This is a genomic window from Streptomyces sp. NPDC107546 (assembly GCF_055639175.1).
The window spans coordinates 39524-63917 of record NZ_JBVKBA010000019.1 but is presented as its reverse complement, the minus strand read 5'-3'; the positions used below and the strand labels follow the sequence as shown (position 1 = coordinate 63917).

The following is a 24394-nucleotide window of genomic DNA, read 5'->3' as shown; positions in this document are numbered from 1 at the left end:
GCTAGATCCCCAATTCCTGGGCCAGGACGGCCGCTTGGACCCGGCTGCGCAGCTCCAGCTTGCCGAGGAGGCGACTGACGTGGGTCTTCACGGTGGCCTCGGCCATGTTCAGACGCCCCGCGATCTCGGCGTTGGACAGCCCCTCACCGAGGCACGACAGCACGTCGCGCTCGCGCCGGGTGAGGGCGTCCAGGACGGCCGGATCCGCCTTGGGCTCCCGTGCCGACCCGGCGGCGAACTCCGCGATCAGCCGCCGTGTCACCGCCGGAGCGATCAGCCCCTCGCCGCGCGCCACCGTCCGCACGGCGTCGATGAGGTCCCTCGCCTCCGTGTTCTTCAGCAGGAACCCGGCCGCGCCCGCCCGCAGGGCGCCGAAGACGTACTCGTCCAGGTCGAAGGTGGTCAGGACGAGAACGTCGGCGAGTTGCTCCCGGACGACCTGCCGGGTCGCCGACACCCCGTCGAGCTTGGGCATCTGGACGTCCATCAGGACCACATCCGGCCGTAGCTCCCGGGCGAGCGCCACCGCCTGCTCGCCGTCCGCGGCCTCCCCGGCCACCTCGATGCCGGAGGCGCTGCGCAGGATGAGCACCAGCCCGGCGCGGACGGCCGACTGGTCCTCGGCGACCAGGACGCGGATCATGCGGGATCTCCTTCGGTCATGGGGAGTATGGCGCGTACGGTCCACCGCGTACCGTCGGAACCGGCCGCGAACGTGCCGCCCAGCAGCGCGACGCGCTCCCGCATCCCGGTGAGCCCGGCACCGGAGCCGGGGGCGCGCGGACCGTCCCGATGGCCGTAAGGGCTGGTCACGCGTATGTCGAGCACGCCGTCGCGCTGGACGAGACCCACGGTGACCCGGCCCGGACGGGCATGCTTGAGGGCGTTGGTCAGCGACTCCTGGACGATCCGGTACGCGGCCAGTTCCACCGGTGCGGGCACCTTCTCGTGGCTCGCGTCGAGCGTGACGTCCAGCCCGTTCGCCCGGGCGGTGCCCACCAGGGCGGCGAGCCCGTCGAGGGTGGGGGTGGCGGCGGGTGGGCTTTCGGCGCCGCCGTCGCGCAGGATGCCGATCAGCCGACGCATCTCCTCCAGCCCGGCCACGCTGTTCTCACGGATGACGGCGAGGGCCTCGCGGGAGGTCGTCGGGTCGTCGAGGGAGAGGGCGGCGGTGGAGTGGATGGCGATCGCGGACAGGTGGTTGGCGACCATGTCGTGCAACTCCCGCGCTACCCGGGCGCGTTCGGTGGTGACGGCCTGTGCTCGGTCCATCTCGGCGAGCAGGGCCGTCTGTTCGGCGCGCAGCCGGGCCGCCTCGGCGGCGTCGCGGTGGTTGCGGACGACCCAGCCGGTGGCGGCGGGCGCGAGGGCGACCACCCCGACACCGACGCCGATCAGCAGGGCCTGGGGGACGCGCCAGACGGCGAGGGGGACGAGAGCGCCGGCGACGGTGAGGAGCCCCGTGACCCACGGCAGGCGGCGGGCGGATGCGGGGGTGCCGTAGAGGACGGCCGCGTACATCAGGTCCGTGAACATCACGACGGTGGCCACGCTGCCCCGGGTCACCGTGTCGGCGACCAGGGCGGCGGTGCCGATCAGCAGGGCCGCCTTGGGCCGGGTACGGCGCAGCAGCTCGCAGCCGGCGGTGACGACGAGCGGCACGAGCAGCGCCCAGCGCGCCGGCCAGAGCACGAGCGCTTCGTGCGGTCCCCGGGGGCTGAGCCCGATGCCCCACAGCAGCAGCCCACCGAGCAACCCGCCGACCGCGATCCGCACGTCGTCATGGTGTGGGCGGCGGAGTTGTACGGGCATGGCTCCATCCAACACGGCACGCGGGGCGGCTGCGTGCGTCTCGGGAAGGGTCCCGCACTGCATCTTTCGATGTACGGCGACCTCGTCATCGTCCCGTGTACACAAGAATGGGCCCTCGGCGACGACCCCTACCGCGAGGACGCGGACGTGAAGAAGTCGTCCGGGCACGACGACCTGTACCGGCTCCGGGTGGGTGCGTACCGGATCGCCTACATGATCGATGACGGCAGGCTCGTCATCCTCGTCATCCTCGTCGTCGAAGTGGGACATCGTCGGGAGATCTACCGCCGGCTCTGAAGCCGGCAGGCCCCGGACACCACTGCCACCCGTCCGACGCCGCGCCGTACGCTGACCCCGCGACAGGCGGTCCAGGGAGGGCGTATGAGTGACGCGGTCGGGGCGGTGCTGGTCGTGGACGACGACGCGGCCATCCGCCGTTCGCTGGAGCGCGGCCTCAGGCTCAGCGGTTTCCGGGTGCGGACCGCCGAGGGCGGGGCGGAGGCGCTCGCCGTCGTCCGGGACGCGCCCCCCGACGTTCTGGTCCTCGATGTGTCGATGCCCGGTATGAGCGGCATCGAGGTGTGCACCCGGCTCCGCGACGACGGCCAGGACCTGCCCGTCCTCATGCTCTCCGCACTCGACGAGACCGCCGACCGCATAGCCGGTCTGCAGGCGGGCGGCGACGACTACCTCGTCAAACCCTTCGCCCTGCAGGAGCTCGTCCTCAGGCTGCGCGCCCTGCTGCGCCGCCGCCCGCCCGCCGACCGGGACGTGCTGCGCGTGGCCGGCCTGGTGATCGACCCGGCGGCCCGCACCGCCCACCGCGACGGCCGCCCCCTGGAGCTGACCCGGCGCGAGTTCGAACTCCTCGAGGTGCTCGCCCGCAACACCGGCCTCGTCCTCACCCGCGACCAGCTCCTGGAACGCGTATGGGGTTACGACTTCGACGTCCGCACCGACGCCGTCGACACCTTCGTCAGCTATCTGCGGCGCAAGCTGGAGGCGGAGGGGCGGCCGCGGCTCGTCCACACCGTACGCGGGGTGGGCTTCGTGCTGAGGGAACAGCCGTGAGACTCTCCACCCGCATCGGACTCGCCGTGGGACTCACCGTCCCGCTCCTCGTGCTGGCCTCCGGCTGGCTGCTGCTGCGCCTGGTCGCACGCGACCTGCACCAGGAGGAGGACCGGCATCTGCGCGCCAGGGCCGCCGCCGTCGCCCCGGACGCGCGCTCCCTGCTGCGCGCGACCGCCGCCGGCCGGCCCAAGGCCGCCGACACCCGGGAACGCCGGCTCTACACCGCCGCCCTCGACGTCGGCGTACGCGTCGTCGGACCGGACGCCACCTTCAGCGGCGGGCCCCAGCCCGACACCTCGGTCGCCCTGCCGGCCGAGGCCACCGCGCCGGTCACCGTCAGGGACGCCGGGCGCAGCTGGCGGGCCCTGTCCGAACCGATCGAGGGCCCCCAGGTCTCCGGCACCCTGTGGGTCTTCCAGCCCGACACCGCCGACCGCACCCAACTCCGCCTCGTCCGGCACCGCGTCGTCATGACCGCCCTGCTCGCCGCGCCCCTGTCCGGCCTGCTCGCCTGGGGCCTCGCCACCGGCGCCACCGGGCCGCTGCGCCGCCTCGGCCGCCGCACCGCGGGCCTCGACCCGCGCACCAGCACCACCCGGCTGCGCCATGAGCCGACCGGCGTGAAGGAGGTCGACGAACTCGCGGCCACCCTGCGCACGGTCCTCGCCCGCTACGACGAACAGGCCGCCCGCACGGCCGAGGCGCTGGACACCGCCCGCTCCTTCTCCGCCGCCGCCTCGCACGAACTGCGCACCCCGCTGATGAGCATGGGCACCAACCTCGACATCCTCGCCGACCACCCCGACCTGCCCGAGCCGGACCGCACCGAGGTCCTCACCGACCTGCGCCGTGAGCACGCCAGGCTGCTCGGACTGCTGGTGATGCTGCGCGAGCTGGGGCGCGGGGACCTGGTGGAGGCGGAGGCGTTCCGCACGGTCGACGTGACGGAGGCCGTGGACGCGGCGGTCGCCGAGGCGCGCCGCCGCGCCCCGGACGCCCGCATCACGTCGAGCACGCAGCCGGGGCTCACCGTGCAGGGCTGGGAGCCCGGACTGCGGCTGCTGCTCGACAACCTGCTCGCCAACGCGCTGGCCCACGGACGGGACGGGCAGGGCAGGGCGGCCGTGACGGTCGGTGCACGGGAAGACGGGCAGCAGGTGATGATCACGGTGGACGACCAGGGGCCCGGGGTCCCACCCGAGTCCCGCGCCCGGATCTTCGAACGGTTCGAGCGGGGGCCGGACAGTACCGGCTCCGGGCTCGGCCTCACCCTGGTCGCGCAGCAGGCGGCGCTGCACCGGGGGAGCGTCACGGTGACGGACGGCCCGGACGGGGCGGGGGCGCGCTTCGAGGTACGGCTGCCCAGGGCGGGCGGGGCGCTGCCCGATCGGCGGGACTGGCTGATCGGTACAGCAGGGGCAAACCGGTCACAGAGTTCCCACAAAGACGGCTCCTAGCCTCCGCGGCGTCGGACGGACGACGGGCCGTCCGGGAACGGAGGAGGACATGGACGCACGACGACGACGGCGCACCCTGCTCGCGGGTCTGGCCACGGCCGTGCTGGTGTTGAGCGGGACCGGGGCTGCCGTGGCGGAGACGTCACCCACGCCCGCGTCCCCGCACACGGGCAAGGCGGCGCCCAAGGGCGATGGGGCGAAGGCGCTGTGCAAGCGGCTGCCGAAGATCAACCGGCGCATCGACCGCGCGTTGAAGCGGCTGGAGGACGGCGCCGACGTGCGCGGTTCCGTCGCCCGGCTGCAGCAGCGCGTGGACGACGCGAAGAAGGCGGGGCACGAGGAGATCGCGACCTATCTCCAGGACCGGCTCACCTTCCGCAAGTCGCTGGTGACCACGCTGCAGCAGCGGCAGAAGGACCTGGCCGGGGTGAGGACGTGGTGCGCGGACCACGGCAACGGCAAGGCGGCGAGCTGATGCGTCGCGCGCTGCGGGCGGCCGTCCCCGTGGTGGTCCTGCTCGTGGGCCTCACCGCGGGCTGCGCGCGGGACCACGGCACGGCGGCCACGCCGGCGTCGGCCGGTGGCCCGTCGGCGACGCCGTCCGCTGCCCTGTCCGCAGCCCCGTCCGGGTTCGCGGACATGCAGAAGAAGGTGGCCGCCGCGGAGTCCGCGCTCGCGCAGGCGGACCGGGACGCGGTCCAGGACGGCACCGGCCGCTGAGCGGGTGGGGGCGCAGGCCCAGCGCTCCCACCCGGCACGGCCGAAGGGGCGTCGGGATCAGCGTTCGCCGCCCGGCACCCACAGCACGTCCCCGGTCTCCTTGTTCGCGTACCGGGCGAGAATGAACAGCAGGTCCGAGAGCCGGTTGAGATACGTGGCCGTCAGGGGGTTCATCACCTCGCCGTGGACCTCCAGCGCCGCCCAGGTGGAGCGCTCGGCGCGCCGTACGACCGTGCACGCATGGTGCAGCAGGGCCGCGCCGGGGGTGCCGCCGGGCAGGATGAACGAGCGCAGCTTCTCCAGGTCGGCCAGGAAGCGGTCGCAGTCCTCCTCCAGCCGGTCGATGTAGAACTGCTCCACCCTCAGCGGCGCGAACTCCGGGTTCTCGACCACCGGCGTCGACAGGTCCGCGCCCACGTCGAACAGGTCGTTCTGCACGCGGGTGAGGACCTTCACGACCTCCTCGTCGAGGTCGCCCAGCGCGATCGCGGTGCCGATCACCGCGTTCGCCTCGTTGGCGTCCGCGTACGCGGCGATCCGCAGGTCGGTCTTCGGCACCCGGCTCATGTCCCCGAGGTGCGTGGTGCCCTTGTCGCCGGTCCGCGTGTAGATGCGCGTGAGATTGACCATGCGACCAGCGTAGTTACGCCCCGGCCGTCCGGAACACCCGTGTGCCCACCGTCACGGCGACCACCGTGAGGCCGACGGCCACCAGGGCGCCGTAGAGCATGTGCGCCGTCGCGTAGGAGCCGACGTACGCGTCCCGCACCGCGTCCACCAGATAACGCAGCGGCATGAAGTGGGAGAGCACGTCCAGCCAGCCGGGGGCCAGGGACATCGGCAGCATCAGACCCGAAAGGAGCATGGACGGCATGGTCGTCGCGTTGATGAGGGGCCCGAACTCCTGCGGTGAGCGGACGTTCATCGCCAGCGCGTACGACAGCGAGGCGAGCGCGACCGTGAGCAGCGCGACGAACGCGAAGCCGATCAGGACGCCGGGCAGCGGGGCCCTGAGGCCCATCGCCACCGCCGCGAGGACCAGCAGGACGGCCTGGGACACGAAGACCGTCGCGTCCCGCAGCACCCGGCCGAGCAGCAGGGCGAGTCGGCTCGTGGGGGTGACCCGCATGCGCTCGACCACCCCCTGGTTCTTCTCGATGATGATCGTGAAGCCCGCGAACGCTGCTCCGTACAGGCCCAGTTGGAGCAGCAGCCCGGGCACGAGGACCTGCCAGGAGCTGCCGCGCGAGCCGAGCGGCAGGTCCGTCAGGAGCGGGCCGAAGAAGAGCAGGTACAGCAGCGGCATCAGCACGCCGAACAGCAGCGCGAAGCGGGAGCGCAGGGACTGGCGCAGATAGCGGCCGTAGATCAGCGCGGTGTCGTGGAGGAGCATCGGTGTATGTCCTATACGGCTACGGGGGCGGCGTCGGCCGGTGCGGGGCCGCGGCCGGTGATGGCGAGGAAGGCGTCCTGGAGGGAGGCGTCGATCGAGCCCGCGTACCGGAGCTTGAGCGCGCCCGGTGTGCCCTCCGCCACGACGACGCCCCTGTCGACGATCACGAGCCGGTCGGAGAGCGCGTCGGCCTCGTCCAGGTAGTGGGTGGTCAGGAAGACGGTGGTGCCGTGCTCGTCGCGCAGCCGGCGGATCAGGTCCCACAAGTCGGCACGGCTTCCGGGGTCCAGGCCCGTGGTCGGCTCGTCGAGGAAGAGCACCTTCGGGCGGTGGGCGAGCGCCATCGCTATGTCGAGGCGGCGTCGCTGGCCGCCCGAGAGCGCGCCCGTCCTGCGGTCGAGCAGTTCTGTGAGGTCCAGGTCATGGGCCAACTCCTCGGCCCGCTGCAGAGCCTCATGTCTCGTCAGGCGATAGAAGCGGCCCTGGGTGACCAGCTCCTCCCGCGCGGTGATCTGCGGATCCACGCCGCCGGACTGCGCCACATAGCCACAGGCCCCGCGCACTCCGACGGGGTCCGTGGCCAGGTCGCAGCCGGCGACGGTCGCTGCACCGCCGGTGGGCTTCAGAAGAGTCGTCAGCATCCGCAGCGTCGTGGTCTTCCCCGCGCCGTTCGGGCCGAGAAAGCCGAGGATCTCGCCCTCCCGCACGGTGAGGTCGATTCCCCGCACCGCCTCCACCGGGCCGCGTTTGGACTGGAAGGTACGGGCCAGACCGGCCGTACTGATGATGGTCATGGATCCAGAAAAACAGAATCTCTGAAAGTTTGCAATGACCCCAAGATTCAAGATGCCCCAGCGAAGTTAGGATCGAGGCATGGCAGAGGGGCTCAGGGAGCGGAAGAAGCGGCAGACCCGGCAGTACATCTCCGATGTCGCCACGGGCCTGTTCCTGGAGCGCGGCTTCGACGCGGTGACGGTCGCGGAGGTCGCGGAAGCGGCGGACGTCTCCGTCAACACCGTCTACAACTACTTCCCCGCGAAGGAGGACCTCTTCCTCGACCGCTCCAAGGGGGTGGTGGACCGCCTGGCCGGCTGGGTGCGCGGGCGTGAGAAGGGGGAGTCGGCCGCCGCTGCCGTCCTGCGCGAACTGCGTGACGAGCTCACGGCGGTGTCGCCGCGATTGGGGCTGATGGAGGGATATGACCGCTTCATGAGGGTCATTCACGACGCCCCGGCTCTCCGGTCCCGCCTGTGGGCCATCGGTCAGGAGGTCCTCGACAACCTCGAAGCCACCCTGCGCGAGGAGACCGGCGCCGACCCCGGCGACCCGCTGCCCACCCTGATCGCCGGTCAGATCAACTGGGTCCACCAGACGGTCATGGCCGTCATCGGCCGGGAGATGATGGCCGGGCGCAACCCGGACGAAGTGTCACGCGAGGTGCTCGTGCTTCTCGACGAGATGGAGGAGCTGTTGAGCGAGAAGGTGCTCAAGTACGCCGTCCGTGCCCCGGAATGACCCGTGCCGATGTGACGTCCGTCATTTGAGACGTGACGCGCGTTACTAACCGGTCACACCGGCCCTCACGGGCGCTAGTGTCCGCCCGAGAGGCATAAAGGCGCGTCAGGGGAGTCGCACAGTGGCACGGAAGCTTGCCGTCATCGGGGCCGGTCTCATGGGTTCCGGTATTGCCCAGGTATCGGCCCAGGCAGGCTGGGACGTCGTCCTCAGGGACGTCACGGACGAGGCGCTGAACCGTGGCACGGACGCCATCAAGGCGTCGTACGACAAGTTCGTGAGCAAGGGCAGGCTGGAGGCGCACGACGCCGACGCGGCGCTCGCCCGCATCACGGCGACCACCGACCTCGACGCCGCCGCCGACGCGGACGTCGTCATCGAGGCCGTCTTCGAGAAGCTCGAGGTCAAGCACGAGATCTTCCGGACGCTCGACAAGCTCGTACGCGAGGACACCGTGCTCGCGTCCAACACCTCCGCCATCCCGATCACCAAGATCGCGGCGGCCACCGAGCACCCGGAGCGCGTCGTCGGCGTGCACTTCTTCTCGCCTGTTCCGATGATGCAGCTCGTCGAACTCGTCCGCGGCTACAAGACGAGCGACCAAACCCTGGCCACCGCCCGCCAGTTCGCGGAGTCCGTCGGCAAGACCTGTATCGTCGTCAACCGCGACGTCGCCGGTTTCGTGACGACCCGTCTCATCTCGGCACTCGTCGTCGAGGCCACCAAGCTGTACGAATCGGGCGTGGCCACCGCCGAGGACATCGACCTCGCCTGCAAGCTGGGCTTCGGCCACGCCATGGGACCCCTGGCCACCGCCGACCTCACCGGCGTCGACATCCTGCTGCACGCCACCAGCAACATCTACACCGAGACCCAGGACGAGAAGTTCGCTCCGCCCGAGCTGATGCGCCGGATGGTTGACGCGGGTGACATCGGCCGCAAGAGCGGGCAGGGCTTCTACACGTACTGACACCGCGGGCCCCCTCGGAGCTCACCCTCCCGGGTGAATTCGGTATCGGTTCGCCAACGATCGGCAACCTGGCCGCTCTCCAGGCAGTCAGACGTTGCACAACCACAACGCGGAGTACACAGCGACGCACTCTCGGGGAGCGCATATGCACATCAGGGGCGACCACGCCGAGCTGGTCGTCGGGGGCCGCCTCGACGTCCACAGCGCGGCGGACGCCCGTACGGTCCTGCACTCGGCCGTCGACGACGGCGTCGGCGACCTGGTGCTCGACCTGTCCGAACTGGACTCCTGGGACGCCACCGGGCTCGGGGTGATCATGGGAGCCCATCGGCGGGCCGGGCGGTGCGGCCGGCGGCTGGTGCTGCGCGGTGTACCGCCGCAGATGCAGCGCCTGCTGGTGGCCACCCGGCTGCACCGGATCCTGGCCATCGAGGGCGGCATCGGGGTGGAGTCACTGCCCCGGGTCTGACCGGCGGTGACCCGACGGCACGGGTTTCGCCGGCGCGACGCGGGTGACCCGGAGATCGGCCCCCAGGGGTGAACGCCGACGAAACGTGCGTCGTGCGCAATCCTCACGAGACTGTGACGTCTCGGACGGCGCGGTACCCCGCCCTGTCGGAGATACTGACCGAAGGTTTAGGGTTCGGCTGCCCGCCGCCCTCAGGCCCTCGAGCGGGCACCGGACCAGAAGCGACAGCGCAGTGTGCGGCAAGGCCGGGAGGGGCTCAGGCACACGACGCTTTTGGGGGGCTTGGAGCTATGGACCCGAACAACCCGGGACCCGAGCAGTACGGCCGGGACGGCGCCGCCGAGGCGCCGGGCCGACGACCGCCGCGGGACCCCATCACACCCGACTTCGGGCAGCCGGCACCGGCACTCGCCCGTACCGTCCAGCTCGTGACGGGCGACTTCCTGCTCACCGTCAACCCCGTCGACGGCAGCGAGATCGAGGTCTGCCCGCCCGGGGAGCGCCCCGCGCGCCCGGCCAAGTACACCGCCGACGAGCGCGGCGGCCGCGAGCGCGCCTCCAGGCCGCCCGTACCGGCCGGGCCCTCGCAGGCGCGGCTGCCGCTGCTCGAGCGCCAGGAGGAGCGCGAGCGGCTGGTGCGGCTGCTCGCCCGCGGCCGCTCGGTCCGGCTCACCGGACCCTCCGGCTCCGGCCGCACCACGCTCCTCGACGTGGTCGCCGAGGACTGCGCGGATCTCGCGCCCGACGGCGTCGTACGCCTGACCGGCTACCGGCGCACCACCGGGGACCTGCTGTACGACCTCTTCGCCGCCGTCCACAAGGCGCCTCGGCACCGGCCCGACCGGGAAGAGCTGCTCGAGTACGTCCGCGAGATCGGCGCCGTCGTCGTCCTGGACGACCTGGAGTTCGGCGGCAGCGCGCTCGACGAGCTGCTGGACGCCACACCCGAGTGCGCGTTCCTGCTCTCCGCCACGCCCGACGTGCCCGCGCCCTCCGCCGCCTCGCACGTGGAAGAGGTCTTCCTCGGCGGACTCGCCCGCGCCGGGGGCCTGGAACTCCTCGAACACGCCGTCGGCCGCGACCTCACCGAGGAAGAGGTGAACTGGGCGGGCGACCTGTGGTTCGAGTCCGAGGGACTGCCGCTGCGCTTCGTGCAGGCCGGGGCGCTGCTCAGGCAGCGCGACCGGCAGCGGGCCGACGAGGAAGCCGTCGACGAGTTCGGCGTCTTCCAGGACGTCGACGTCCCCGTCGACGCGCCCTTCGACGCCGAGGACGGCCGTGACGTGCCGCTGCCGTCGCTCGCCGAGGCCGCCGCGCCCGCCCCGCTGCTCGCCTCCCGGCTCAGCGCCTCGGCGCGCGAGACGCTCAAGTTCGCGGTCGCGCTCGGCGGGGAGGTGCCGCACCAGACGCATCTGCCGGCCCTCGTCGACGACACCCACGCGGACGCGGCGCTCGCCGAACTCGTCGGCTGCGCCCTGGTCTCCCCGGTCGGCTCCCGCTACCGGCTCGCGGCCGGAGTGCTGACCCAGATGGAGGCCGCAGGATACGCGACCGGCGCCGAGGATTACGCGCTCAAGGCCGCCCAGCACTACTCCTGGTGGGCCGGGCACCCCTCGGTCACACCCGAGAGGGTGTCCGCGGAGGCCGACGCCATCCTGGCCGCGCTGAGCGCCCTCGTACCCATCACCACCCCGCCCGCCGAGGGCGAGCACAGCGCGGCGGTGCTACTGGCCCGGCAGGCGGCGCCCGCCCTGGCCGCGGGGCTGCACTGGGGCGCCTGGGAGCGGGCACTGCGCTCCGGCGCGGAGGCGTCCCGGCTGGCAGGTGAGGTCGGGGAGCAGGCCTACTTCCACCACGAGCTGGGCATCCTCGCGCTCTGCGGCGGACAGCTCGATCGGGCCCGGGCCGAGTTGGAGGCGTCCATCGGGCTGCGCGGTGCCCTCGCCGACAAGCGCGGCACGGTCGCGGGGCGGCGCGCCCTTGCCCTGGTCGCCGACCGGTCCGGTGAGACGCCGCCCGGTGTGGAGCCGCCCGCGGAACCGACGCCGCCGACCGGCTTCCTGGTGCCCACGCCCTCCGACGACATGGGGACGCTGCTCACCCAGCAGGCGCCGGCCCGCCCGTCCGGCGGTCTGCGAGGCGTGACCAAGGGCACCCGGCGCAACCTGGTGGCAGCGGGCGCGGGCGCGGCGCTGGTCGCGGTGCTCGGCACGGTCGTGACGCTCGGCATGACGTCGAACAACGACGGCAAGGCCCCGGCGGACCAGGTCCGCGTGGGCCCTTCGGCAAGCCAGGGCACGGACGGCGGAGGCTTGGGCGCGAACAAGGCGGGGGACAGCGGCTCGGGCGGCACGGGCGGTTCGGGCTCGGTGGGCGCGGCGACGGTAAAGGCCCCCGCCGGGACCGGTACGCCCGGTACCACGGGCACCCCGACGCCGGGCAGCACCGGTGACGTGCCGTCGGGCAATCCCACGGGTACGCACGGGTCGACTCCTTCGAAGTCGCCGTCGAAGCCACCTTCCACGTCGTCTACGAAGCCGTGGACGCCGCCCACGAAGCCGTCGAGCCCCACCCCGACCTCTCCGGCGCCCACGGACACCGGGCCGACCACGTCCCCGACGCCTACCGCGAGCACGCCGAGCACCTCCAACTCGGCGAGCGGCCCTTCGTCCAGCGCCCCCACCACAACAAGCAGTTCGGCAAGCGCCCCCGCCACCACCGGCTCCGGCACCCCGAGCAGCACGGGCCCGGTGATGTAGCACCCTGCCGACGCAAGAGGGCCGCGTCCGTCTCCGGACCCGGCCCTCTGTCGTACCTTCCGCACGAACCGCCCGTCAGAACAAGCGGAGCTTGTCGTCCTCGATGCCCCTCAGGGCGTCGTAGTCCAGCACCGCACAACTGATCCCGCGGTCGGTGGCCAGCACGCGGGCCTGCGGCTTGATCTCCTGGGCCGCGAAGATGCCGCGCACCGGCGCGAGGTGCGGGTCGCGGTTCAGGAGCTCCAGGTAGCGCGTGAGCTGTTCCACGCCGTCGATCTCGCCGCGCCGTTTGATCTCCACCGCCACGGTCTGCCCCTCGGCGTCCCGGCACAGGATGTCCACCGGCCCGATCGCCGTCATGTACTCCCGGCGGATCAGCGTGTAGCCCTCACCGAGGGTCTCGATCCGGTCGGCGAGCAGTTCCTGAAGGTGCGCTTCCACGCCGTCCTTGATCAGCCCCGGGTCGACGCCGAGTTCGTGCGAGGAGTCGTGGAGGATCTCCTCCATCGTGATGATCAGTTTCTCGCCCGTCTTGTTGATCACGGTCCACACGCCCTCCTCGTCGCCCGAACCCTCCTTCAGCGTGCAGGGCGGCGACATCCAGTTGAGGGGCTTGTAGGCACGGTCGTCCGCGTGGATCGAGACGCTTCCGTCCGCCTTCACCAGGATCAGGCGAGGAGCGGAGGGGAGGTGGGCGGTGAGACGGCCCGCGTAGTCGACTGAGCACCGGGCAATGACGAGACGCATGGTCGGCAACGCTACTCGACGCGCCCGTCCGCACGCGATTCGACCTTGAGTCGGCCTGCCCCCGGGGCTCCTCCGTTTTTCCCGAGATGCCCCCGTTCGGCAATGGCTGGTTGTGTGCCCAGTGGGATTTCGCTGTGTTCGCATTTTCCTGGTGCCGCCATCGGCGGTTGCCTACCGTAGTAAACGGGAGGTCGCGGGTTGTGTACTCAGCGTGTTCGATATCGCGAACTCCCTTACCTGTCCATCAACCCCTGTTGTCTCGGGGTGCGAGAGGAGAACCCATGTCGCTCGACGTCTCACCGGCCCTACTCGAACAGGCCGAGCGAGGCGAGGTCGACGAAGCGGACTTCGTCGACTGCGTCCGGACCTCCCTGCCCTACGCGTGGGAGATGATCAGCTCCCTGGTGGCCCAGCTGAAGGTGGACGGCGGTGACTTCGCCGACAACCAGACGCCCCCGCCGGACGAGCAGGCACGTGGACAGCTGCTGCGCGCGCTCGCGAGTGACGCGATACGCGGCGCGCTGCAGCGGCACTTCGGAGTGCGCCTGGCGTTCCAGAACTGCCACCGAGTGGCGGTGTTCCCGCTGGACTCCTCGGTGGACGACACGCTGGCCCGCTTCACCTCGGTCCGCAGTCAGCTCCTCAACCAGTCACCGGAGCTGCGCGACTGCTGAGACCCGCAGAGTCGTACGGCTTGCCGCTCCGTACGCAGGAAGGGCATCGGGTGCGGAGCGGCAAGCTCCCGCGTGTGTACGAAAGCGGTAAGCTCCCGCATCCCATGACCCGCCCGGTGGGTTCAGCGGAGGTGGGGGAGTACCTCGGCGCCCAGCCTGCGGACGTTCTCCACCGTCGCCGCAAGGTCGCCGGAGCCCTCGACGAGCAGCGCGAAGCGTGTGATGCCGGTCCGCTCGGAGGTCGCCGCGAGCCGGTCGGCGCACAGCCGCGGGGTGCCCACCGGGTGCAGCCCGCAGAGCAGTTCGGTGTACGCGAGCGGGTCCCGCATCGAGCGGGCCCGCCCGTCCACCGTCATATGCGCGTCGAGCCCCTGTTTCAGCCAGCCTGGCATCGCCTTCGTCAGCGCCTCGACGGCGTCGGTGCGCCGGTCGGCGATCTGGCAGACACCGGCCGAGACATGACCGGCGCCGGCGATCGCGTCCCCGTCGACTCCGGCCGCCTGCGCGTGACTTCGCCACAGGGCGACCATGTCCGCCTTCTCCTCGTCCCCCACATGCATGCCGAGCAGCATCGGCAGCCCCCGCTCGGCCGCCAGCCGCACGCTCGCCGGAGAGGTGCACGCGACGACGACCTCCGGGCCCTCTGCGTCCGTGAGCGACTCCGAGGGACGCGGGACGACCGGGACTTCACGGAAGGTGAATCGTTCCCCCGCGGCGGCGACGGACGGTTCGCGCAGCCAGCGCACCAGCAGATCGAGTGATTCCGGGAAGCCCGTCTCGTACGCCTTCAGCCCCGCTCCGAACACCTCCAGGTCCACCCACGGTCCGCCGCGCCCCACGCCGAGCGAGAACCGCCCGCCGGAGGTGATGTGCAGCAGCGCGGCCTGCTCGCCGAGTGCGACCGGGTGCGCGGTGGGCAGGACGCTCACCGCCGTGCCGACCCGGATCCGGCGGGTGCGGCCCAGCAGGAGGGCAGCCAGCGTGATCGCCGACGGGCAGGTCCCGTACGGCACGAAGTGGTGCTCGGCCAGCCACACCGTGTCCAGGCCCGCCTCCTCGGCGGCCTCGGCCGACCGCACCGCGCGGTGCAGCGCCTCCCCCTGGCCCTGTCCCGGAAACTGGGCCGCCAGTACAAAACTTCCAACGCGCATCGCACTTCCTGCTTTCCTGGCTCCGACGCGGAGCTCCCCCACGGGGCATAACTGCCTGACATGTGCCCAAGTCACGGGTCGGCGGAGAGATTTGCGGATTGTCTGCCGAATAGGCCGATGGGAGGGGGTCCGCGGAGCCGATGAGGGACGCGTACCCCAGTCGGCGCCGCGTAGGCTGGATACGGCCCGTGCTCCCTGTATAGCCCTGTGAGGTGTCCCGTGTCCCCGCGTCGCAACCGACCCAAGGGCCCAGGCTCGTCCGGCCGGAGCGCGGACGACGACAGGGAGCGGTACGGCGGCTGGCAGTCCACCGAGAGCTGGCAGGGCGAGGGGTGGAGCGTGCGCCATGTGGCGGGCGCGAGCGCCGAGGGCAAGACCTACCGGTGCCCCGGATGCGACCAGGTGATCTCCTCCGGCGTCCCGCACGTGGTGGCCTGGCCCGAGTTCGCGGGGGTGGGCGAACGCCGGCACTGGCACAAGTCCTGCTGGAACGCGAAGGACCGCCGCACCACGCGGGTGCAGCGGTCCCGTAACGCGCCGAAGTACTGAGGGGTCTACACGTCCCGCCGCTCCAGCAGCAGCCAGGCGCCGGCGAAGGCGACCGCCGCGAGTCCGAGGACGATCCACACCGGCTCCCAGCCCGTGGGGCCCGAGCCGCCCAGGGATTCCCCGTACAGGGCGCTGAGCTGGCTCGGGATCGAGTACTCCAGCAGGAACCTCTGCAGGCCCCGCATCGACTCCGAGAACAGGAACATCGCGATGACCAGCGGGGCGAGCACCAGGCCGATCATGATGGTGATGGCACCCGCCGAGTGCCGGATGACGGAGCCCACGAACAGGGAGAGCAGGCCGAGCAGCGCCACGTACAGGCCGATGCCGACCGTTCCCTTCAGCCATTCCGTGCCGGTGGGCTGGGCCAGGCCGTAGCTCTTCAGCATGGCGGTCTGGATGATGCCGACGAGCAGCGCGGACACCGTCGTGATCACGAACGCCACGGCGAAGAAGACGATCGCCTTCGCCAGCAGCACCCTGGTCCGGCTCGGGCACGCGGTCATGGTCGTCCGGATCATCCCGGTGCCGTACTCGGAGGCGGTGGTCAGCACGCCGAGCGTGATGATGCAGATGCTGCCGGTCAGGATTCCGCCGATCCCGAGGCCCAGCGGTGAGTTGCCCTCGAGGCGGGCGTCGGACGCGGCGGCGATGGCGGCGAACAGCGTCCCGATGCCGATCATGAGGACCAGGAAGACACCCAGCGTCCACATCGTGGAGCGCACCGACCTGATCTTCGTCCACTCCGAGGCGATGGCGTGTCCGAGGTGGGTGCGCACGACCGGGATCGGCGAGGTGTAGGAGGGGTACGCGGAACCGGGCGCCGCCTGCCAGGTGGGCGCGGCCTGCGGCATGGAGGGCTGGGGCGTGCTCATCGGGCGTCCTCGGACTTGGTCGGGTCGGCAGCGGCGGTGGCGGGGGCGTCGGCGGCGGGTGCCTGCGCGGCGGGGGCCGGTGCCTGGTTCTGGGGCGCCGGCTGCGCATAGGGGTTCGCCTGCTGCCCGGCGGGCGGTGCGGCCGGGGCGGTGTACGGCCCCGTGGGCGGCTGCCCGGGCTGCCCCGGCAGGGAGAACGGCTGTCCGCCCTGCTGCGGCGGCGGTGGGGCGTACCAGCCCGGCTGGCCCTGGCCCGGCACCGGGACCGGCGGCTGGACGCCGGGCGGCAGCGGCTGCATCAGGCCCGCCTTCTGGTCGATGCTCGAGCGGTAGTCGACGGCTCCCTGCGTCATCCGCATGTACGCCTCCTCGAGCGAGGCCTGGTGCGGCGACAGTTCCCACAGGCGTACGTCGGTGTCGTGCGCGATGTCGCTGATGCGGGGCAGCGGCAGCCCGGTGACCCGCAGGGCGCCGTCCTGTTCGGGCAGCACGTGCCCGCCCGCCTCGGTGAGCGCGGCCGTCAGCTTCTCCCGCTGCTGCGGCTCGGGGTCGGGGGTACGGACGCGGGCGAAGTCGGCGGAGTTGGCGGAGATGAAGTCCTTGACGCTCATGTCGGCGAGCAGCTGCCCGCGCCCGATCACGATCAGGTGGTCGGCGGTGAGCGCCATCTCGCTCATCAGGTGCGAGGAGACGAAGACCGTACGGCCCTCGGCCGCGAGGGACTTCATCAGGTTGCGGACCCACAGGATGCCCTCGGGGTCGAGGCCGTTGACCGGTTCGTCGAACAGCAGCACCTGAGGGTCACCGAGGAGCGCGGCGGCGATGCCGAGCCGCTGGCCCATGCCCAGCGAGAAGCCCTTGGACCGTTTCCCGGCCACCTCCTGCAGGCCCACGACGGCCAGTACCTCGTCCACGCGGCGGGCCGGGATGCCGGAGAGCTGGGCGAGGGACAGCAGGTGGTTGCGGGCGGCCCGGCCGCCGTGCACGGCCTTGGCGTCGAGCAGGGCGCCGACCTGGCGGGGCGCGTTGGGCAGCTTGCGGTACGGGTAGCCGCCGATCGTCACCGTCCCCGAGGTCGGGTTGTCCAGGCCGAGGATCATCCGCATGGTCGTCGACTTGCCCGAGCCGTTCGGCCCGAGGAAGCCGGTGACGGCTCCCGGACGCACCTGGAAGGAGAGGTTGTACACAGCGGTCTTGTCGCCGTAGCGCTTGGTCAGGCCGACTGCCTCGATCATGCTCCGCACCCATCGCAAGGTTCAGGACAGCGGGGCGCACGCCCCCCGTAAGGGTTAGGAGGATATCGGGGCGCTGACGGTTCCGCCCAAGGGCAGGTAAAACCACCCGCGGTCAGGCGTCGCGCCGTTTGAGCAGGACATGGCCGCCGGCGAGCGCCGCGATCACCCACAGTGCCATGATCCCGAGGCCGCCCCAGGGCCCGTACGGGGTGTCGTCGCCGGCCGTGGGGACGACCTGCATGATTCTGCTGCCGGCCTGGTCCGGCAGGAAGCGGCCGATCTTCTTCGTCGCGGAGACATGGCCCAGGATGTTCGAGATCAGGAAGAAGAACGGCATCAGGATCCCGAGCGACAGCATCGGCGAGCGCAGCATCGTGGCGACCCCCATCGAGAACACCGCGATGAGCGTCATGTACAGCCCCGCACCGATGACCGCGCGCAGCACCCCGGGGTCGCCGATCGACGCCCGGTGCGGGCCGAGCATCGCCTGGCCGAGGAAGAAGGCGGCGAAAGCGGTGACCAGGCCGACGGCGAGGGCGAGCGCGGTCGCCACCGCGATCTTGACGGACAGGAAGGTGCCGCGCTGGGGGACCGCCGCGAGCGAGGTGCGGATCATGCCGGTGCTGTACTCGTTCGACACGACCAGCACCCCGAACGCGATCACCGCGAGCTGACCGAGGCTCATCCCGGCGAAGCTGATGAACGTCGGGTCGAAGGTGAGCCGCTCCCGCGGGCTCATGCCGTCGAACTCGTTGCGCGTCAGCGCCGAGATCAGCATCCCGAGGGCGACGGTGACGACCAGCGCGACGGACAGCGTCCACACGGTGGACGCCACCGACCGGATCTTGGTCCACTCGGACCGGAGGACCTGTACCCGGACCTGGACCTCGGTGGCCGCCATGGTCAGGCTCCCTTCTTCCAGCCGGTGCCCCACTGCCCGGCGGGCGCGTCCGCGCGGGCGTGGTACTCCACCGACGCGGCCGTCAGTTGCATGAACGCCTCCTCCAGCGACGCCTGCCGGGTGCTCAGCTCGTGCAGCACGATGTGGTGCCGGGCCGCCAGTTCGCCGATCAGCTCGGCCTTGCCGCCGTCCACCTCCAGCGCGCCGCTGCCCGTCTCGACGACCGTGATGCCCGCCTCGTGCAGGATGTCGAGCAGCCGCTCGCGCTGCGGGGAACGAATGCGCACATAGGCACGCGAGTTGCGCCGGATGAAGTCGGCCATGGAGGTGTCGGCGAGCAGCCGGCCCTGGCCGATGACCACCAGATGGTCGGCGGTCAGCGCCATCTCGCTCATCAGGTGGCTGGAGACGAACACCGTCCGTCCCTGCGCCGCCAGCGATTTCATCAGGGTCCGGATCCAGTGGATGCCCTCGGGGTCGAGACCGTTGACCGGCTCGTCGAACATCAGGATCTGCGGATCGCCGAGCAGGGCCGCCGCGATGCCGAGCCGCTGGGCCATGCCGAGCGAGAAGCCCTTGGCCTTCTTGCGGGCCACGGACGTCAGGCCCACCGTGTCCAGGACCTCGTGCACCCGGGCGGTGGGGATGCCGTTGCTCTGCGCCAGGCACAGCAGATGGTTCCAGGCGCTGCGCCCGCCGTGCACGGCCTTCGCGTCGAGCAGGGCGCCGATGGACCGCAGGGGGTTCTTGAGCTGCTCGTAGTGCCTGCCGTCGATACGGACGTCACCCGCGGTGGGGTGGTCGAGCCCGAGCACCATCCGCATGGTGGTGGACTTCCCGGCGCCGTTCGGGCCGAGGAAGCCGGTGACGACGCCCGGTCTGACGGTGAACGTGAGGCCGTCGACCGCCACTTTGTCGCCGTACCGCTTCGTCAGCCCCTCGAGCTCGATCATGCGGCCCACGCTAAAACGGCGCAAAGCCCCCCGCCACTTGAGTGGCGGAGGGCTTCTCGGATGTTCAGACGCCGTACGTCCCGGTGTTACCGGGACTGCTGCGCCGGGACCCCGCGCGAGATCGGCTCGTCCTCGGCCGGCGTGCCGGTCGCGGCGACCGCGGCGCCCGTGAGCGTCGCCAGCATCTCGCGGACGTTGGTGAGCTGGGCGTTGATGGAGTCGCGACGGTTCGTCAGCGCCGCGAGCTCGCGCTCGGATTCGGAGCGGATGCGGTCGGCCTTGGCGTTCGCGTCCGCGACGATGTCCTCGGCCTGGCGCTGCGCCGTCTCCACCGTCTGGCGGGCGCGGCGGTCGGCGTCCGTGCGCAGCTTCTCCGCCTCCAGGCGCAGCTGCTCGGCCCGGTGCTCGATCTCCGCGAGGCGCTTCTCCGCCTTGGCCTGACGGGAGGCCAGGTCGCGCTCGGACTGCTCACGCCGCTTGGCGAGGTTCGTCTCGAAGTCGGCGGCGGCCTGCGCGGCCTTGGCGCGGGTCTCCTCGAAGAGGGCGTCCGCCTCCTCACGCTTGGACTGGGCGTCCTTCTGCGCCTCGGCGCGCAGCTGGGCCGCGTCGCTCTTGGCCTTCTCGACGATCCGGAGGCCCTCGTCCTCCGCCTTCGCCTTGCGGTCCGAGGCGAACGACTCCGCGTCGTTGCGCACCTGCTGGGCGGCCGACTCCGCGAGTTCGCGGTGCTGCTCGGCGGCGCGACGGGCCTCCTCGCGCAGGTCCTTGGCCTCTTCCTCGGCGAGGCGGAGGATCTTCTCGACGCGCGCGCCGAGACCCGCGTAGGACGGCTCCGCGTCGCTGACGGCGGCCTGGGCGTTCTGCGTCTCGAGGTGGAGCTCCTCGATGCGCTTCTCCAGGGCGGTGATGCGGGCGAGAGCACTGTCACGGTCGGAGACGAGCTTGGAGATTCGTTCGTCCACCTGAGCGCGGTCGTACCCACGCCGCACAAGCTCGAAGCCGTAGGGGGAAGTGTCGCTCATGGGGTTCCTGTCGAATGAGACCGGTGAGGTGATAGGGGAATCCTAGGGCGCAAAGCGGCGTGTCATCGAGCGGATGCGTGTTTGATCTGGAGAATGACACTCCTTTTGGGTGGCTGAGCTGCCGGGGGGCTTGCCAGGAGCTGTACGAAGCGCCCCGGCAAGCATAGAACGGCGCGTGTGGCTAGCCTTCTGACGCCTTGCCACCCGAACGAGGTGCGCCCACGGTGGCACCCGCCTTGACACCCGAGTCCTTGCCGGCGGACGGCGCCTCGAAGGACTCGAGCGCCTCCAGGACGTCCTGGACACGGGAGATCTCCGCGTTGATGTCCTCCCGCCGGCGCACCAGGATCTCCAGCTCCCGCTTGCCCTCCTCGACGGCCTTGCGGGCCTCGCGGATCGCCTCGGCCTTGATCTGCTCGGCCTCGGCGACCAGCGTGGCCTTCTTCTGCTCGGCCTCCTTCAGCAGCCCCTCGGCCTTCTTGACGGCGGCGATACGGACCTTGCCCGCCTCCGAGTTGGCCTCCGACAGCAGCTCCTTCGCCTGCGCCTTGGCCTTCTCCAGCTGCTCCTCGGCGGCCTTGACAAGTGCGTCGCACCGCTCGCCCGCCGACTTCATCGCCTCGGCCGACTCGCGCCGCGCCCGCTCGTGCAGCTCCTCGATCTCGGCGGTGATGCGCTCGCGCAGCTCCTGAGCGCGCTCCCGGATATGGGTGGCGTCCCGGCGTGCGCCGACGAGGAGTTCGTCCGCGTCCGCCCGGGCCCGCTCCACCAGCGTGTTGCCCTCGACCGTCGCCTCGGCGACCAGACGGTCGGCCTCCGCGCGGGCGGCACCCACCATCGTGTCGGCCTGCGCCTCGGCGTCCGCAGTCGTCTTGTGGGCCGTCTGCTGGGCCTCCGTGAGGAGCTTGTCGGCCTCGGCGGCGGTTTCCGTGATGAGCTTGTCCACCTGCTCGGCCGCCTCGGAACGCCGCTTGTTGGCGTCCTTGCGGGCCTCGTCCAGGGTGCGCTCGGCCTCCTCGCGCGCCGCCGTCGTGATCCGCTCGGCCTCCGCCTCCGCGTCGGCCTTGACCCGCTGCGACTCGGTGCGGATCCGCTCGGCGTGCGCCTGCGCGGAGCCGACCGTCTCGGCGGCCTCGGCGCGCAGCCGCTCCGCCTCGTCGGTGGCGTCCGCGAGCAGTTTGTCCGCCTTGGCCACGGACTCCGCGCGCACCCGCTCGGCCTCGGCGGCGGTCTCCGTGGTGAGCCGCTCGGCCTCCGCGCTCGCCTCGGTGATGAGGGTGTCCGCCTGCGTGGCCGCGTCCGACCGGATCCGGTTGGCGTCCTCGCGCGCCTCGGCACGGGTGCGCGCCGCCGCCTGGTCGGCCTCGGCGAGGGTGTCCGAGGCCTCGGTCCGCACCCGCTGTGCGTACTCGGCGGCGTCCGAACGGAGCTGCTCCGCCTCGGCGATCGCGTCCGTGACCGTCCGCTCCGCGAGCGACTTCGCCGCCTCCGACTCCTCGGCGGCCTGCCGCCGGACGCGGTTCGCGTCCTCGGTGGCCCGCTCGCGCTCCGCGTAGGCGTCGGAGCGGACCCGGTCGGCCTCCTCCTGCGCCTCGGTGCGCGTACGCTCCGCCGCGTGCTCGGCGGCCGAGCGCAGGCCGGTGATCTCCTCCTGCGCCTGCTCATGCAGCCCGGCCACGGAGTCCCGCACCTGCTGGGCGTGCTGTTCGGCCGCCGACACCATCTCGGTGGCGCGCCGGTCGGCCTCTTCCACCAGCCGTACGGCCTCGGCCTGGGCCTCCTCGACCCGGGCGCGCGCGACTGCCAGCAGCTCCTCGCTCTGCTGCCGGGCGCGCTCGCGCTCCTGGTCGGCCTCCTGGCGGGCGGAGCCGAGGAGTTCCTCGGCCTCCCGGCGGCGCCGGGCGGCCTCCTCCTGGGCGGCGGCCAGCGTCTCGGAGGCCTCCGTGCTCAGCCGCTCGGCCGCGGCCTGCGCCTCCGCGCGGACCCGGTCGGCGGTGTCCTGCGCCTCCGCCTTCAGCCGCTCGGCCTCGGCCGCCGCCTCCGAGCGCAGGCGGACGGCGATGGCCTCGCCCTCCGCGCGCGAGGCCGACGCGTCCGAGGCGGCCTCCGTGCGCAGCCGCTCGGCCTCGGCCTCGGCCTGCGCCTGCAGCGTACGAATGCGCTCGGAGGACTCCGTGCGCAGCCGGTCCGTCTCCTCCGCGGCCTCCCGGCGGATCCGCTCCGCCTCGGCGCGGGCGTCGGAGAGGGCCTGCTCGGCCGATGCGAGCCGCTGCTCGGCCTCCGACTGCAGGCGGGCCAGTTCCTCGGCGGCCTCCGCGCGGCGGGCCTCCACGGCCCGCTCGCTCTCCTCGCGCAGGGCGCGCGCGACCTTCTCGGCCTCCTCCTTGATCGCGTCCGCCAGCTCGACGGCCTCGGCGCGCTGGGTCTCGGCCTCCTTGCGGGTGCGCTCCAGGGCCTCCTCGGCCTGGCGGCGCAGCATCGAGGCGCGTTCGATGGCCTCGGTGCGGACCTTCTCGCTGTCGGCGGTGGCGGTGGTGCGCAGCTCGTCCGCGTCGGCCTTCGCCTTGGCGAGCAACTCCTCGGCGGTCTTGGCCGCCTCCTCGATCTGCTGGACGGCCTCGCGGCGCGCCTCGGCGCGGATCTTCTCGCCCTCGGCGACCGCCTCGGCGCGCAGCTGCTCGGCCTCGCCGCGCAGCCTGCGGGCCTCCTCCTGCAGCTCGACCGTCTTGGCGCGGTACTCCTTGGTGTCGTCCTTGGCGGCGCCCTTGAGCTGCTCGGCGATGTCGTGCGCCTCGGCGCGCAGCCGGTCCGCCTCGGCCTCGGCCTCCTTGCGGATCCGGTCGGCCTCCTCGGCGGCGGCCTTGGTGGTCGCCGCGGCGTCCTGAGACGCCTTGTTGAGGACCTCCTCGGCCGTACGGGCCGCCTTGCCGAGCTGGGAGGCGGTCTCCTCGGCCGTGATCGTGCGGGCCTTCTCTGCGGCCTCCGCGACGATCTTCTCGGCCTCGGCGCGCGCGTCCGCGACGACCTGCTCGGCCTCGGCCCTGGTGGCCTCGGCCTCCTTGGTGGCCTCGCTGACCAGCCGGGCGACCTGCTCCTTGGCGGTACGGGTGCGCTGCTCGCCCTGCGTCTCGGCGCTAGAGAGGGCCTTGGCGGCGGCCTCCTTGGCCTCCGCGACGACCTTGTCGGCCTGGGCGCGGGCCTCGCGCAGCGCGGCCTCCGCCTCGGCCATCCGCTGCTCGGCGGCCCGGCTCAGCTCGGAGGCCTGCCGGCGGGCGGCCTCGGACTCGCTGGCGGAGCTGGAGCGCAGCTGCTCGGCGTGGTCGGTGGCCTCCTGGGCCTGGGTGGAGGCGGCGTTCAGCAGCCGCTCGGCGTCCGCGCGGGCGCGGCGCAGGATCTGGTCGGCCTCCGCACGGGCGGACTCGGCGTCGTTCTGCAGCCGCTGCCGGGCCTCGGTGACCAGCCGCTCGGCCTCGGCGCGGGCGGCGGCCAGGGCCTGCTCGGCCTCGGCGCGGGACTCCTCGACCAGGCGGCGGGCCTGGGCCTCGGAGCGGGCGCGCAGCTGCTCCGCCCAGGCCACGTTCTCGTTGACGTGCGACTCGACGGTCGCCCGGCGCTCGGCCAGCTCCTGGTCGAGCTGCTGGCGGCGGGCGACCGCCTCCGCGTGCAGCTCCGCCTGCAGGCGGGCGGCCTGCTCGGCGTGCTCCTGGAGGATGCGCTGGGTCTGCGCGCGGGCCTGGCTGAGCTCGCGCTCGGCCTCAGCCCGCAGCTGGTCCGCCTGCATCTGGGCGGTGCGCAGCATCTGCTCGGCCTGGTAGCCGATGTCGGCCCCGTCGTACGCGGGACGGGACATGAGGGTGCGGCGCGCCTCGTGCAGCTTGGCGCGCAGCACCTCGACCTGGTAGCCGAGGTCCTCGGCGTGCTGGATCGCCTTTTCCCGCTCGGTCTTCAGCCGCTCCATCTCGGCCTCGAACCGAGAGAGGTGGTCGACGTCAGCCGCCGGCTCTCGCTCCTGGCGTTCGTAGCCCCGCACTGCGCGGTCCCATCCGTCCCCTGGTCGCAAGTCTCTCCAAACGAGCTCCGTCCATCCGCCGGACGGGGCCCCCGGGGAATGGTGTCAG

At 72.1% G+C, this 24394-nt stretch carries 24 protein-coding genes; 11 read left to right on the top strand and 13 right to left on the bottom strand.

The features are described from left to right. Window position 1 precedes the first annotated feature (1 nt). Together ACZ7L1_RS25775 and ACZ7L1_RS25770 are read right to left on the bottom strand one after the other, a co-directional pair. Complete coding sequence (locus tag ACZ7L1_RS25775; protein ID WP_471440381.1) at window positions 2-643, bottom strand: response regulator; 642 nt, start codon at window positions 641-643, stop codon at window positions 2-4. Further along, complete coding sequence (locus ACZ7L1_RS25770; protein ID WP_471440380.1) at window positions 640-1812, bottom strand: sensor histidine kinase; 1173 nt, start codon at window positions 1810-1812, stop codon at window positions 640-642. Before ACZ7L1_RS25770 ends, ACZ7L1_RS25775 begins: the two co-directional genes overlap by 4 nt. A gap of 69 nt (window positions 1813-1881) precedes the next feature. Here ACZ7L1_RS25770 and ACZ7L1_RS25765 point away from each other — a divergent pair, with 69 nt between their 5' ends. The 5 genes from ACZ7L1_RS25765 (at window position 1882) to ACZ7L1_RS25745 (ending at window position 5063) form a co-directional block, all read left to right on the top strand. Beyond that, window positions 1882-2109 carry a type II toxin-antitoxin system RelE family toxin gene (locus tag ACZ7L1_RS25765; protein WP_471440445.1) on the top strand — a complete coding sequence of 76 codons (228 nt, stop codon included), beginning with the start codon at window positions 1882-1884 and terminating at the stop codon, window positions 2107-2109. Between the two features lie 84 nt (window positions 2110-2193). Further along, entirely contained in the window at window positions 2194-2883 is a 690-nt protein-coding gene (locus tag ACZ7L1_RS25760) for a response regulator transcription factor (RefSeq protein ID WP_471440379.1), read from the top strand. After that, window positions 2880-4343 (top strand): sensor histidine kinase, encoded by a 1464-nt coding sequence (locus ACZ7L1_RS25755; protein WP_471440378.1) that lies wholly within the window; start codon window positions 2880-2882, stop codon window positions 4341-4343. The genes ACZ7L1_RS25760 and ACZ7L1_RS25755 overlap by 4 nt, the downstream gene beginning before the upstream one ends. A gap of 49 nt (window positions 4344-4392) precedes the next feature. Then, window positions 4393-4818 (top strand): hypothetical protein, encoded by a 426-nt coding sequence (locus ACZ7L1_RS25750; protein ID WP_471440377.1) that lies wholly within the window; start codon window positions 4393-4395, stop codon window positions 4816-4818. Continuing rightward, window positions 4818-5063, top strand: coding sequence for a hypothetical protein (locus tag ACZ7L1_RS25745; RefSeq protein WP_471440376.1), 246 nt, complete (start codon window positions 4818-4820; stop codon window positions 5061-5063). Before ACZ7L1_RS25750 ends, ACZ7L1_RS25745 begins: the two co-directional genes overlap by 1 nt. A gap of 57 nt (window positions 5064-5120) precedes the next feature. Here ACZ7L1_RS25745 and ACZ7L1_RS25740 read toward each other — a convergent pair whose 3' ends face one another. The 3 genes from ACZ7L1_RS25740 to ACZ7L1_RS25730 are packed head-to-tail and all read right to left on the bottom strand — an operon-like array spanning window position 5121 to window position 7250. Then, complete coding sequence (locus tag ACZ7L1_RS25740; protein WP_471440375.1) at window positions 5121-5693, bottom strand: cob(I)yrinic acid a,c-diamide adenosyltransferase; 573 nt, start codon at window positions 5691-5693, stop codon at window positions 5121-5123. 13 nt (window positions 5694-5706) lie between these two features. Beyond that, window positions 5707-6456, bottom strand: a complete 750-nt coding sequence (locus ACZ7L1_RS25735; RefSeq protein ID WP_471440374.1) for an ABC transporter permease — start codon at window positions 6454-6456, stop codon at window positions 5707-5709. 11 nt (window positions 6457-6467) lie between these two features. Beyond that, window positions 6468-7250, bottom strand: coding sequence for an ABC transporter ATP-binding protein (locus tag ACZ7L1_RS25730; protein ID WP_471440373.1), 783 nt, complete (start codon window positions 7248-7250; stop codon window positions 6468-6470). Window positions 7251-7329: 79 nt separating this feature from the next. Here ACZ7L1_RS25730 and ACZ7L1_RS25725 point away from each other — a divergent pair, with 79 nt between their 5' ends. From ACZ7L1_RS25725 to ACZ7L1_RS25710, 4 genes are all read left to right on the top strand, one after another. Further along, a complete protein-coding gene (locus tag ACZ7L1_RS25725; protein WP_471440372.1) occupies window positions 7330-7971 on the top strand; it encodes a TetR/AcrR family transcriptional regulator in 642 nt (213 codons plus the stop codon). Between the two features lie 121 nt (window positions 7972-8092). After that, window positions 8093-8941, top strand: a complete 849-nt coding sequence (locus ACZ7L1_RS25720; protein WP_471440371.1) for a 3-hydroxyacyl-CoA dehydrogenase family protein — start codon at window positions 8093-8095, stop codon at window positions 8939-8941. A 145-nt stretch (window positions 8942-9086) separates the two neighbouring features. Beyond that, entirely contained in the window at window positions 9087-9410 is a 324-nt protein-coding gene (locus ACZ7L1_RS25715) for an STAS domain-containing protein (protein ID WP_103838618.1), read from the top strand. Window positions 9411-9700: 290 nt separating this feature from the next. Then, window positions 9701-12169: an ATP-binding protein gene (locus ACZ7L1_RS25710; protein WP_471440370.1), complete on the top strand. Its 2469-nt coding sequence runs from the start codon at window positions 9701-9703 to the stop codon at window positions 12167-12169. 75 nt (window positions 12170-12244) lie between these two features. Here the strand turns inward: ACZ7L1_RS25710 and nucS are convergent, their stop codons facing one another. Continuing rightward, the gene (gene nucS / locus ACZ7L1_RS25705; RefSeq protein ID WP_103838620.1) at window positions 12245-12916 is read right to left on the bottom strand and encodes an endonuclease NucS; all 672 of its coding nucleotides are present in this window, start codon (window positions 12914-12916) and stop codon (window positions 12245-12247) included. A 281-nt stretch (window positions 12917-13197) separates the two neighbouring features. On the opposite strand from nucS, the gene ACZ7L1_RS25700 reads away from it, so the two are divergent. Further along, window positions 13198-13590, top strand: coding sequence for an SCO5389 family protein (locus ACZ7L1_RS25700; protein WP_263232122.1), 393 nt, complete (start codon window positions 13198-13200; stop codon window positions 13588-13590). A gap of 122 nt (window positions 13591-13712) precedes the next feature. On the opposite strand, the gene ACZ7L1_RS25695 is transcribed toward ACZ7L1_RS25700, so the two are convergent. Next, window positions 13713-14741, bottom strand: coding sequence for an LLM class flavin-dependent oxidoreductase (locus ACZ7L1_RS25695; RefSeq protein WP_471440369.1), 1029 nt, complete (start codon window positions 14739-14741; stop codon window positions 13713-13715). Window positions 14742-14960: 219 nt separating this feature from the next. Here ACZ7L1_RS25695 and ACZ7L1_RS25690 point away from each other — a divergent pair, with 219 nt between their 5' ends. Continuing rightward, window positions 14961-15290, top strand: coding sequence for an ATP/GTP-binding protein (locus ACZ7L1_RS25690; protein WP_471440368.1), 330 nt, complete (start codon window positions 14961-14963; stop codon window positions 15288-15290). A gap of 5 nt (window positions 15291-15295) precedes the next feature. On the opposite strand, the gene ACZ7L1_RS25685 is transcribed toward ACZ7L1_RS25690, so the two are convergent. The 6 genes from ACZ7L1_RS25685 to scy all read right to left on the bottom strand — a co-directional run bounded on the left by ACZ7L1_RS25685 (window position 15296) and on the right by scy (window position 24306). Then, window positions 15296-16165: an ABC transporter permease gene (locus ACZ7L1_RS25685; RefSeq protein ID WP_471440367.1), complete on the bottom strand. Its 870-nt coding sequence runs from the start codon at window positions 16163-16165 to the stop codon at window positions 15296-15298. Further along, on the bottom strand, window positions 16162-17400 hold the full coding sequence (locus ACZ7L1_RS25680) for an ABC transporter ATP-binding protein (protein ID WP_471440366.1): 1239 nt from the start codon (window positions 17398-17400) through the stop codon (window positions 16162-16164). The genes ACZ7L1_RS25685 and ACZ7L1_RS25680 overlap by 4 nt, the downstream gene beginning before the upstream one ends. A gap of 112 nt (window positions 17401-17512) precedes the next feature. Then, window positions 17513-18301, bottom strand: coding sequence for an ABC transporter permease (locus ACZ7L1_RS25675; protein WP_471440365.1), 789 nt, complete (start codon window positions 18299-18301; stop codon window positions 17513-17515). Between the two features lie 2 nt (window positions 18302-18303). Then, window positions 18304-19254 (bottom strand): ABC transporter ATP-binding protein, encoded by a 951-nt coding sequence (locus ACZ7L1_RS25670; protein WP_471440364.1) that lies wholly within the window; start codon window positions 19252-19254, stop codon window positions 18304-18306. Window positions 19255-19340: 86 nt separating this feature from the next. After that, complete coding sequence (locus ACZ7L1_RS25665; protein ID WP_471440363.1) at window positions 19341-20276, bottom strand: cellulose-binding protein; 936 nt, start codon at window positions 20274-20276, stop codon at window positions 19341-19343. A gap of 181 nt (window positions 20277-20457) precedes the next feature. Beyond that, complete coding sequence (gene scy, locus ACZ7L1_RS25660; protein ID WP_471440362.1) at window positions 20458-24306, bottom strand: polarized growth protein Scy; 3849 nt, start codon at window positions 24304-24306, stop codon at window positions 20458-20460. Window positions 24307-24394 lie beyond the last annotated feature (88 nt).

What these genes read in the sequence shown, in the direction of transcription:
- ACZ7L1_RS25735 (WP_471440374.1), bottom strand. Translation starts at nt 6,456, where the DNA reads ATGCTCCTCCACGACACCGCGCTGATCTACGGCCGCTATCTGCGCCAG.
- ACZ7L1_RS25670 (WP_471440364.1), bottom strand. Translation starts at nt 19,254, where the DNA reads ATGATCGAGCTCGAGGGGCTGACGAAGCGGTACGGCGACAAAGTGGCG.
- ACZ7L1_RS25710 (WP_471440370.1), top strand. Translation starts at nt 9,701, where the DNA reads ATGGACCCGAACAACCCGGGACCCGAGCAGTACGGCCGGGACGGCGCC.
- ACZ7L1_RS25750 (WP_471440377.1), top strand. Translation starts at nt 4,393, where the DNA reads ATGGACGCACGACGACGACGGCGCACCCTGCTCGCGGGTCTGGCCACG.
- ACZ7L1_RS25700 (WP_263232122.1), top strand. Translation starts at nt 13,198, where the DNA reads ATGTCGCTCGACGTCTCACCGGCCCTACTCGAACAGGCCGAGCGAGGC.
- ACZ7L1_RS25695 (WP_471440369.1), bottom strand. Translation starts at nt 14,741, where the DNA reads ATGCGCGTTGGAAGTTTTGTACTGGCGGCCCAGTTTCCGGGACAGGGC.
- ACZ7L1_RS25715 (WP_103838618.1), top strand. Translation starts at nt 9,087, where the DNA reads ATGCACATCAGGGGCGACCACGCCGAGCTGGTCGTCGGGGGCCGCCTC.
- ACZ7L1_RS25675 (WP_471440365.1), bottom strand. Translation starts at nt 18,301, where the DNA reads ATGGCGGCCACCGAGGTCCAGGTCCGGGTACAGGTCCTCCGGTCCGAG.
- ACZ7L1_RS25770 (WP_471440380.1), bottom strand. Translation starts at nt 1,812, where the DNA reads ATGCCCGTACAACTCCGCCGCCCACACCATGACGACGTGCGGATCGCG.
- ACZ7L1_RS25765 (WP_471440445.1), top strand. Translation starts at nt 1,882, where the DNA reads ATGTACGGCGACCTCGTCATCGTCCCGTGTACACAAGAATGGGCCCTC.
- ACZ7L1_RS25775 (WP_471440381.1), bottom strand. Translation starts at nt 643, where the DNA reads ATGATCCGCGTCCTGGTCGCCGAGGACCAGTCGGCCGTCCGCGCCGGG.
- nucS (WP_103838620.1), bottom strand. Translation starts at nt 12,916, where the DNA reads ATGCGTCTCGTCATTGCCCGGTGCTCAGTCGACTACGCGGGCCGTCTC.
- ACZ7L1_RS25665 (WP_471440363.1), bottom strand. Translation starts at nt 20,276, where the DNA reads ATGAGCGACACTTCCCCCTACGGCTTCGAGCTTGTGCGGCGTGGGTAC.
- ACZ7L1_RS25730 (WP_471440373.1), bottom strand. Translation starts at nt 7,250, where the DNA reads ATGACCATCATCAGTACGGCCGGTCTGGCCCGTACCTTCCAGTCCAAA.
- ACZ7L1_RS25725 (WP_471440372.1), top strand. Translation starts at nt 7,330, where the DNA reads ATGGCAGAGGGGCTCAGGGAGCGGAAGAAGCGGCAGACCCGGCAGTAC.
- ACZ7L1_RS25745 (WP_471440376.1), top strand. Translation starts at nt 4,818, where the DNA reads ATGCGTCGCGCGCTGCGGGCGGCCGTCCCCGTGGTGGTCCTGCTCGTG.
- ACZ7L1_RS25685 (WP_471440367.1), bottom strand. Translation starts at nt 16,165, where the DNA reads ATGAGCACGCCCCAGCCCTCCATGCCGCAGGCCGCGCCCACCTGGCAG.
- ACZ7L1_RS25760 (WP_471440379.1), top strand. Translation starts at nt 2,194, where the DNA reads ATGAGTGACGCGGTCGGGGCGGTGCTGGTCGTGGACGACGACGCGGCC.
- ACZ7L1_RS25740 (WP_471440375.1), bottom strand. Translation starts at nt 5,693, where the DNA reads ATGGTCAATCTCACGCGCATCTACACGCGGACCGGCGACAAGGGCACC.
- ACZ7L1_RS25680 (WP_471440366.1), bottom strand. Translation starts at nt 17,400, where the DNA reads ATGATCGAGGCAGTCGGCCTGACCAAGCGCTACGGCGACAAGACCGCT.